Raw genomic sequence first — 8,162 nt, forward strand, 5'->3', positions numbered from 1 at the left:
TGAAAAGCCGGTCGTGGCTTTTGCCGACGCGACCTGCTGCATCTAATTAAGACGAACGAGCAATGGAAATCCTGAAGCGAAAGATGAAAGAAAATGTTTCGCGTTTGCGAACCGGATGTATTTCCCATCCTGGCTCCAGCAAATCGGCTGGGCGGAAATGTAAAAAAACTGCGGCAAGGGGATGGGGCCCCTCGCCACAAGAGCAGGTTGGCCGTCAGCCCTGCTGTTGAAACATCTCCCTGGCCCGCTGTTCAATCTGTTCCTGAGTCAGATCCTCCTTGTGCGTAGCCAGAAACCACACATGCCCAAAGGGGTCTTTCAAGGTGCCGCTGCGATCACCATAGAACTGATCCTTGACCTCGGAAATCACCGTGCCACCAGCGGCAATCGCTTGGGCGAATGCTTTGTCCACATCTTCGACATAGAGATGCAGGCCTACCGGCACTGATTGTTCGGGGTTACGCAACGGCCCTTGATCACAAGGCGTGCCGAGCATGATCGGGCAATCGCCAATCCGCAGCTCGGCATGACCGACGCCCCCGTCCGGCATGTCCAGGCGCATGACCTCGGTGGCATTGAAGGCTTTTTTGTAGAACTCGATGGCTTCAGCGGCTTTTTGAATGCCCAGGTAGGGCGTGATGCTATGGAAACCTTCAGGAATGGCTTTGACACCCATGACGTTTCTCCTTGTTGTTATGGGGAGGCGAAGAGGGCCTCGCCGATTTGCGCCCATCCACTATAGGACAGCGACTTGGGGGCGGCGCATGACCCGACGAACGTTTCACGGCGTGTCCAGCAGATGCGCTCCCGGCCCGCGCTTGCCCAACACATCGCCCTGGTTACGCAGCGGGCAACCTTCCATCGACAGGCAGCCGCAACCGATGCAGCCGTTGAGTCGATCGCGCAGCGCCATCAAGTGGTTGATGCGCTGATCCAGCTCGCGGCTCCACTGGGCTGAGAGGATCTTCCAGTCGTTCGCCGTTGGGGCGCGGTCGTCGGGCAAGGTTTTCAAGGCGCTGCCGATTTCGGCCAACGGAATGCCAAGGCCTTGGGCGACCTTGATCAGCGCCACACGTCGCAACACTTCCCGTGGATAGCGGCGTTGGTTGCCCTGGTTACGATTACTTTTGATCAGCCCCTTGGATTCATAGAAGTGCAGGGCGGTGACGGCCACGCCACTGCGGGCGGCCACTTGGCCGACGGTGAGTTCCTTGTGGACGTTTATCTGTGTCATCGCCTGCATTCTCTGCTTGACCTTGAGTTAACTAGAGGTTTTACCCTGCACGCCATCGGACCGCAAGATCCGCCCTACGTACAGCGAGGACCTTTCATGCAATCACCAAGGAACAATCAGAGTTTTACCCAGTTGATGGAGTTCGACATCGAACCTCAATGGCAACAGGCGCTGGTGACGGCCCTGTCAGAGCAGACCGAGCGGCTGGCCCGGGGGCATGCAGGATTTCTGAGTGCCAGTATCCAGGTCAGCGAGGACGGACGACGGGTTCTCAACTATTTGCATTGGCAAAACCGCGAGGCGGGCGAAGCGGCGTTTCAGAGTTTCGAGCGTGGTGAGCAGGATTTCTGGCGGCTGATCCAGGCCCACAGGGCCAAGGCCGTGACATTCGGCTCGTTCCAGGTGTTGCGCAACATCGAACGCAGTGCCGACAACGCCCTGCATTGCCAGTTGGTCGGTTAAGCGCAGCGGACGATCCGAGCCAGCAATACCCACTATCAAACGGGTTGATTTCTGCCGCGTGAAGGCGGCGGGTAGCCTTTGTTCATCGCCCCACTTCAGAACATTGGATACTTGCCATGAATCGGACTTTTGCTGTTTTGCTGCTGTTAACGGCCACTGTGTTGAGCGGCTGCGCCTCTTCGTCGCCGGAGTTGCGCCCCTACACCGCCGAAGAAACCCGTGAACTGGCCCTTGAAGCCTTGAATCGCCGGGGCCTGTCGTTTGAGGAATATCACGCGAAAAAAGCCGAGTTGCTCGGTCCTTCGCAGAAAAACGTGGGTTTCGACGACCAGGGGCAAATGAGCGCCGAGCGAGCCATGAAGCGGTCTGGGCGGCCGAGCTGAGGACTGTACTGCTCGAAGTTTTGCCTAACTGTCCATGGGTTTGGCTCAGGACGTGGGGTAGGGTCATGACTTGACTGACCGTCCCATTGGATATGCCTGCCATGACCCTTTCGCTTGACCTGTTGCTGGGCTTCGCCCTGTTTGCCCTGGTGACCTCGATCACCCCCGGTCCCAACAACACCATGTTGCTGGCCTCGGGCGTCAATTTCGGTTTCAACCGCACGATTCCTCACATGCTGGGCATCACCTGCGGCTTCTTTTCCCTGGTGCTGGCGGTGGGGCTTGGCCTGGGCGCGGTGTTCCAGACCTACCCTCTGCTCTACACCGTACTGCGCTATGTAGGTGCGACCTACCTGTTGTACCTGGCGTGGAAAATCGCCCACTCCGGGCCGGTCTCTGAAAACCGGCCAGGGGACAGCACGCCCATCAGCTATTGGGGCGCGGCGGCGTTTCAGTGGGTCAATCCCAAGGCCTGGATCATGGCCATCGGCGCCATCAGCACCTACACGCCGCTTCAAGGTTATTTCTTCAATGTGCTGGTTATCGCTGCGGTGTTTGCCCTGATCAACCTGCCGAGCGTGAGCCTGTGGGTGGTGTGCGGCAGCCTGTTACGCAATCTTTTGCGTGATCGTCGCTGGCTGCGCCTGTTCAACTGGGGGATGGCGCTGTTATTGGTCGCCTCGTTGTATCCGTTGCTGCTCGAAAGCATCGGCTAAGGGCTGAGCTTGGGGCGGATGCCTGTTAAGCTCGCTGATCAGTCGCTGTGGTTGATATCCAGAGCCCTTGGTGCAAGCGAACAACACTATTTTACGAGCAGGAGAAACGATGAGTACCGAGCCTTTGACCCATGGACTGGTTCCCCAGCGCCTGGCCCGAATCCGCCAATTGATGAATCGCGAAGGCATTCACGCATTGCTGGTGCCATCGGCCGACCCGCATCTGTCGGAATACCTGCCGGGCTATTGGCAAGGACGGCAATGGCTGTCGGGGTTTCATGGCTCGGTTGGGACTCTGATCGTCACGGCGGACTTCGCGGGCGTCTGGGCGGACAGCCGTTATTGGGAGCAGGCCACCAAGGAGCTTGAAGGCAGCGGTATTGAACTGGTCAAGCTCATTCCCGGTCAGGCTGGCCCGCTGGATTGGCTGGCCGAACAGACGCCTGAAGGCGCAGCGGTGGCGGTTGATGGCGCGGTCATGGCTGTGGCCTCGGCCCGGACCCTGAGCGACAAGCTTCAGGCACGCGGGGCGCGGTTGCGCACCGACATGGATCTGCTCAAGGAGGCCTGGAGCGACCGCCCAAGCCTGCCGAGCCAACCGGTTTATGCCCATCTGCCGCCGCAGGCGACCGTCAGCCGGGTCGAGAAACTCGCCAAGCTGCGGGAAACCCTCAAGGAGCGCGGTGCCCAGTGGCATTTCATCGCCACGCTGGATGACATCGCCTGGCTGTTCAACTTGCGCGGTGCGGATGTGTCGTTCAACCCGGTATTCGTTTCCTTTGCCTTGATCAGCCAGCAACAGGCAACGCTGTTCGTGGCCCTGGATAAGGTCGATGCGTCGCTGCGTGCCGTTCTTGAACAGGACGGCGTGACCCTGCGTGATTACAGCGAAGCGGCGGCCGCATTACGGGAAGTGCCCAGTGGCGCGAGCCTGCAGATCGATCCGGCGCGGGTCACGGTCGGTTTGCTGGATAATCTGGACAGTGGCGTGAAGCTGGTCGAGGGACTCAACCCTACGACGCTGGCCAAGTCTCGCAAAAGCCTGGCCGACGCCGAGCACATTCGTCGGGCCATGGAGCAGGACGGTGCGGCGCTTTGCGAGTTCTTTGCCTGGCTGGAAAGCGCCTGGGGTCGCGAGCGCATTACCGAACTGACCATCGATGAGCACCTGACCGCCGCCCGTACACGCCGGCCGGAATTTGTCTCACTGAGCTTCAATACCATTGCCGCGTTCAACGCCAACGGCGCGATGCCCCATTACCACGCCACGGAGCAAGCCCACGCGGTCATCGAGGGCGATGGCTTGCTGCTGATCGATTCTGGCGGCCAATACCTGGGTGGTACCACCGATATCACCCGTATGGTGCCAGTCGGAACGCCTACCGTGGAGCAGAAGCGGGATTGCACTCGCGTGCTCAAGGGCGTGATTGCCTTGTCTCGCGCCAAATTTCCACGGGGCATTCTGTCGCCCTTGCTGGACGCCATCGCTCGCGCGCCGATCTGGGCCGAGCAGGTGGACTACGGTCATGGCACTGGCCACGGCGTCGGTTACTTTCTCAACGTTCATGAAGGCCCGCAGGTGATTGCCTATCAGGCCGCCGCCGCGCCGCAAACAGCGATGCAGGCGGGCATGATCACCTCTATCGAACCGGGCACTTATCGTCCGGGCCGTTGGGGGGTACGCATCGAGAACCTGGTGTTGAATCGCGAGGCGGGGAGCAGCGAGTTCGGCGACTTCCTCGAGTTCGAAACCCTGACCCTGTGCCCGATCGACACGCGTTGCCTGGAGCCGTCCTTGCTGACCCAGGACGAAAAAGACTGGTTCAACGCCTACCATGCCGAGGTTCAGCGTCGATTGAGCCCGTTGCTAGAAGGCGACGCGCTGCAATGGCTGAACACGCGGACGCTGGCGATCTGACCTAAGGCATCAGCCCAGGGCTTCACGGACGAAGTCCAGCCGATCCTGACCGAAGAACAGCTCGTCGCCGACGAACATGCTCGGGGCGCCGAACACGCCCCGTTTAATCGCTTCTTCGGTGGTGATCTTGAGTGCTTCCTTGACCTGCTCGTTGCTCGTCAGGGCCAGCACATGATCGGGATCAAAATGGCCCTGGTTCAACACCTCCGCGACTGTTGCCGGGTCGTTGAGATTGCGGCCGTCCACCCACAGGGCGCGAAACAGGCAATCGATGAAGGCCTCGAATCGTTCCGGATGGTGCAGTTGCATGCCGGTCACGGCGCGCATCAGTAACAGCGTATTGATCGGGAAGTGCGGATTGAGCTTGAAGTCAACGCCGTAGCGGTTGGCGAAGCGATTCAAATCCTTGAATAGATAAGGCCCCTTGGCCGGCACGGTAACCGGTGACGCATTGCCAGTCGCCTTGAAGACGCCGCCAAGCAGCATCGGACGGTAGATCAACTGGCTGTTGGTTTGCGCGCACAGGGTCGGTAGTTGGGTATAGGCCAGGTAGGTGGTCGGGCTGCCGAGGTCGAAGAAAAACTCCACGGATTTGCTCATGGTATCTGCGCTCTTGTTATTGTGAGGGGGGCGGTTTACCAGCGTTCGCTCCAGGGCCGCAGGTCTAGCTCGAAGGTCCAGGCGTCGCGGGGTTGGGTGTGCAGATACCAATAGTTGTCGGCGATGTGTTCGGGATTGAGAATGCCGTCCGCATCCTTGGTTGCATATTTTTCCGGAAAGTTATCGCGGATGAAGTCGGTGTCGATGGCGCCGTCCACCACCACATGGGCCACATGAATATTCATCGGCCCCAGTTCACGGGCCATGCTTTGGGCCAATGCGCGGATGCCATGTTTGGCCCCAGCGAAGGCGGCGAACCCTGAAGCCCCGCGCAATCCCGCCGTGGCCCCGGTAAACAGAATCGTCCCGCGCTGGCGCGAGGCCATGCGTTTGGCCACTTCCCGAGCATTGAGGAAACCGGAAAAACAGGCCATCTCCCAAATCTTGAAATATTTGCGCGCGGTCTCTTCAAGGATGCTGCAGGGCACGTTGGCGCCGATGTTGAATACAAAGGCTTCAATCGGACCGATCTGGCTTTCGATTTGCTCGATCAGCGCGACCACCTCGTCTTCCTTGCGCGCGTCACAGGCAAAACCATGCGCATCACCGCCCTGAGCCCGAATTGAATCGACCAATGGCGCGAGTTTGTCAGCGCTGCGGCGGGTAACACAGGCCACGAAACCTTCCTGCGCAAAACGTTTGGCTATTGCGCCTCCGGTGGCATCGCCTGCGCCAACAACCAGTACGACCTTCTTGTTATTCATGATTAGCCTCATTGGTAAACGATCGTTAGCTAAACGGACGTTATGCTAAGATCCGGCAAGCGTCAAGGTGGGCAATCAGAGGCCAGATATATGCGTTATTCAGCCAATCACAAATTGGAGACCCGAGAGAAACTGCTCGCCAGCAGTGCCATGTCCGCCAAGAAATCGGGGTTTTCCACTGTCGGTGTCGATGGCCTGATGAAGGCGATCGGCTTGAGCGGCGGGGCGTTCTACAGTCACTTCTCATCCAAGGATGAGCTTTTCAAGACGATCGTCGAGCGAGAGTTGGCGCAAAGCCTGGAGCGCTTGAGTGGTGAGAAGGTTCTGGACTCACAGAAACTGGAGCGATGTCTCAAGCAGTACCTGAGCATGAGCCACGTCGAACAGCCGGAGGCGGGGTGTGCGCTGCCGGTGCTGGGCGCTGAGATCGCGCGGTCCGACGTGCAGGTGAGGGAGGCGGCGCAAACATGGATCTGTCGTTTGCATGGAAGCTGGGCGCGGATATTGGGAAGCGAAAGCCTGGCCTGGGCCATTCTGTCGCAATGCGTGGGCGCGTTGGTTGTCGCCCGCATGCTGGCCACGCCAGAGGTCCAGCGTGATGTCCTCAAGTCCAGTCATGATGAGATCAGTCGTCGAATAGCCCAGCAGCGGCCGGACTGACCCGCTGCCTATTTACAGATGACGATCATGCTGCGACTGGTATAGCCGGCGGGGTTGAGTCCGAAAGGATAATCCCCCGGCTCCTCGACAGCGTCGCCCGACTTTGCGATCACCCTGTAACCTTTGGGGGCGCATGAGTTGGCGGCGCTGGCGGCGCATTGTTCCCAGGACGAGGACAAGCCGGAGCAGTTGATGTGCAAACCCTTTTTACCGCGTTTGACTTCAGTCTTTGTTGTCGCTGCGCAGCCCGCAATTGCAAGCACAACGATCAATATCAAAATTCGTTTCATTCCCGTCCTTATCACCGCCGCGGATCTTATGTCTGCTTGCGATTGTGTTCGCTTTTGCTTTAAGCGTTCGTGACGTCCTGTATGAAAATTCCATGTCTGACATTAGGTTACGGGCTAAACATGGCCTAAATGTGCGGTAAATACCAGAGCTTCGTTAAATCCTGCCTCAATCAACCGCGATGGCGGGCTTCGCGGCGCTACCCATCGTCAGCGTTGCGCCGACTGACGCCAGGATGATGCAGCCAATGGCGGCCCATTGAGCCAGGGATAAGTATTCCTGAAGAAACACCAGTCCTGAGAGCGCACCGAAGGCGGGTTCTATGCTCATGAGTGTGCCGAAAGTACGGGCTGGCATCCGTGTGAGGGAGATCATCTCCAGCGTGTAGGGCAGGGCAGTGGACAGAATGGCGACGCCAATGGCGATCGGAATCAGGCTCGGCGTCAGTAATGCGGCCCCTGCGTGGACGATACCGATGGGCGCGACGAAGAGGGCCGCGATCATTACCCCCAGTGCGGCGGTTTGCACGCCGTTGTCCGCGCCAGCCTTCTGGCCAAACAGGATGTACAGTGCCCAGCAGAATCCCGCCCCCAGGGCATAACCGGCGCCGACCAGGTCAATACCGCTGCTGGTGGCTCCAGTGGGTATCAATAGAAGCAGGCCGGTGATCGCCAGGGCAATCCAGAGAAAATCGATGGCTCGCCGCGAAGCGTAAATGGCAACCGCCAGAGGACCGGTAAATTCCAGTGCCACGGCAATTCCCAGCGGAACCGTTTGCAGCGACATATAGAAAAGAAAGTTCATGCCGCCCAACGCCATCCCGTAGACGATCACGGTGCGCAGGGATTGAGCTGAGAGCTTGGCGCGCCATGGTCGCAGCAACAACAGCATGATGAGGCTGGCAAAGATAAGCCGCAGCGTCGTGGTGCCTTGTGCGCCCACAACCGGGAACATGCTTTTGGCAAGTGAAGCTCCCGACTGGATGGATGCCATGGCAATCAATAGAAGGGCGACCGGGTAAAGAGTGGTTGCCAGGCTGCGATGTGGGAGAGTCATTGCTAAGCGTCGTCCAAGATAAAAGCGGGGGAAGGCTGGTTTGCGCAATATACTGCGCAATCGCAGCGATTCCGTCTATAT

The 8,162-nt window shown here is 58.9% G+C and carries 11 protein-coding genes; 5 read left to right on the top strand and 6 right to left on the bottom strand.

The window, feature by feature from the left end:
- Nucleotides 1–214: 214 nt before the first annotated feature.
- Both BW979_RS12060 and soxR read right to left on the bottom strand, forming a co-directional pair.
- Nucleotides 215–676 (bottom strand): VOC family protein, encoded by a 462-nt coding sequence (locus tag BW979_RS12060; RefSeq protein WP_047228290.1) that lies wholly within the window; start codon nt 674–676, stop codon nt 215–217.
- A gap of 105 nt (nt 677–781) precedes the next feature.
- Nucleotides 782–1,234: a redox-sensitive transcriptional activator SoxR gene (gene soxR / locus BW979_RS12065; protein WP_047228307.1), complete on the bottom strand. Its 453-nt coding sequence runs from the start codon at nt 1,232–1,234 to the stop codon at nt 782–784.
- Between the two features lie 96 nt (nt 1,235–1,330).
- On the opposite strand from soxR, the gene BW979_RS12070 reads away from it, so the two are divergent.
- From BW979_RS12070 to BW979_RS12085, 4 genes are all read left to right on the top strand, one after another.
- The gene (locus BW979_RS12070; protein ID WP_047228291.1) at nt 1,331–1,696 is read left to right on the top strand and encodes an antibiotic biosynthesis monooxygenase; all 366 of its coding nucleotides are present in this window, start codon (nt 1,331–1,333) and stop codon (nt 1,694–1,696) included.
- Nucleotides 1,697–1,812: 116 nt separating this feature from the next.
- A complete protein-coding gene (locus BW979_RS12075; RefSeq protein ID WP_047228292.1) occupies nt 1,813–2,079 on the top strand; it encodes a hypothetical protein in 267 nt (88 codons plus the stop codon).
- 101 nt (nt 2,080–2,180) lie between these two features.
- Nucleotides 2,181–2,795 (top strand): LysE family translocator, encoded by a 615-nt coding sequence (locus tag BW979_RS12080; RefSeq protein WP_076383868.1) that lies wholly within the window; start codon nt 2,181–2,183, stop codon nt 2,793–2,795.
- Between the two features lie 109 nt (nt 2,796–2,904).
- Complete coding sequence (locus tag BW979_RS12085; RefSeq protein WP_076383869.1) at nt 2,905–4,713, top strand: aminopeptidase P family protein; 1,809 nt, start codon at nt 2,905–2,907, stop codon at nt 4,711–4,713.
- A gap of 9 nt (nt 4,714–4,722) precedes the next feature.
- On the opposite strand, the gene BW979_RS12090 is transcribed toward BW979_RS12085, so the two are convergent.
- Nucleotides 4,723–5,313 carry a 2-hydroxychromene-2-carboxylate isomerase gene (locus BW979_RS12090; protein WP_076383870.1) on the bottom strand — a complete coding sequence of 197 codons (591 nt, stop codon included), beginning with the start codon at nt 5,311–5,313 and terminating at the stop codon, nt 4,723–4,725.
- A 35-nt stretch (nt 5,314–5,348) separates the two neighbouring features.
- Nucleotides 5,349–6,077 (bottom strand): SDR family oxidoreductase, encoded by a 729-nt coding sequence (locus BW979_RS12095; RefSeq protein ID WP_076383871.1) that lies wholly within the window; start codon nt 6,075–6,077, stop codon nt 5,349–5,351.
- A gap of 90 nt (nt 6,078–6,167) precedes the next feature.
- Between BW979_RS12095 and BW979_RS12100 the strand changes: the two genes are divergently transcribed.
- Complete coding sequence (locus BW979_RS12100; protein WP_076383872.1) at nt 6,168–6,737, top strand: TetR/AcrR family transcriptional regulator; 570 nt, start codon at nt 6,168–6,170, stop codon at nt 6,735–6,737.
- 8 nt (nt 6,738–6,745) lie between these two features.
- Here BW979_RS12100 and BW979_RS12105 read toward each other — a convergent pair whose 3' ends face one another.
- Entirely contained in the window at nt 6,746–7,027 is a 282-nt protein-coding gene (locus BW979_RS12105; RefSeq protein WP_047228298.1) for a hypothetical protein, read from the bottom strand.
- Nucleotides 7,028–7,193: 166 nt separating this feature from the next.
- On the bottom strand, nt 7,194–8,081 hold the full coding sequence (rhtA, locus tag BW979_RS12110) for a threonine/homoserine exporter RhtA (protein ID WP_076383873.1): 888 nt from the start codon (nt 8,079–8,081) through the stop codon (nt 7,194–7,196).
- Nucleotides 8,082–8,162 lie beyond the last annotated feature (81 nt).

The organism is Pseudomonas sp. A214, from assembly GCF_900156295.1.
Taxonomy (GTDB): Bacteria; Pseudomonadota; Gammaproteobacteria; order Pseudomonadales; family Pseudomonadaceae; genus Aquipseudomonas; species Aquipseudomonas rhizophila.

Bases quoted from the DNA above. Each gene is read 5' to 3' on its own strand.
- BW979_RS12060 (WP_047228290.1), bottom strand. From the start codon at position 676: ATGGGTGTCAAAGCCATTCCTGAAGGTTTCCATAGCATCACGCCCTAC.
- soxR (WP_047228307.1), bottom strand. From the start codon at position 1,234: ATGACACAGATAAACGTCCACAAGGAACTCACCGTCGGCCAAGTGGCC.
- BW979_RS12070 (WP_047228291.1), top strand. From the start codon at position 1,331: ATGCAATCACCAAGGAACAATCAGAGTTTTACCCAGTTGATGGAGTTC.
- BW979_RS12075 (WP_047228292.1), top strand. From the start codon at position 1,813: ATGAATCGGACTTTTGCTGTTTTGCTGCTGTTAACGGCCACTGTGTTG.
- BW979_RS12080 (WP_076383868.1), top strand. From the start codon at position 2,181: ATGACCCTTTCGCTTGACCTGTTGCTGGGCTTCGCCCTGTTTGCCCTG.
- BW979_RS12085 (WP_076383869.1), top strand. From the start codon at position 2,905: ATGAGTACCGAGCCTTTGACCCATGGACTGGTTCCCCAGCGCCTGGCC.
- BW979_RS12090 (WP_076383870.1), bottom strand. From the start codon at position 5,313: ATGAGCAAATCCGTGGAGTTTTTCTTCGACCTCGGCAGCCCGACCACC.
- BW979_RS12095 (WP_076383871.1), bottom strand. From the start codon at position 6,077: ATGAATAACAAGAAGGTCGTACTGGTTGTTGGCGCAGGCGATGCCACC.
- BW979_RS12100 (WP_076383872.1), top strand. From the start codon at position 6,168: ATGCGTTATTCAGCCAATCACAAATTGGAGACCCGAGAGAAACTGCTC.
- BW979_RS12105 (WP_047228298.1), bottom strand. From the start codon at position 7,027: ATGAAACGAATTTTGATATTGATCGTTGTGCTTGCAATTGCGGGCTGC.
- rhtA (WP_076383873.1), bottom strand. From the start codon at position 8,081: ATGACTCTCCCACATCGCAGCCTGGCAACCACTCTTTACCCGGTCGCC.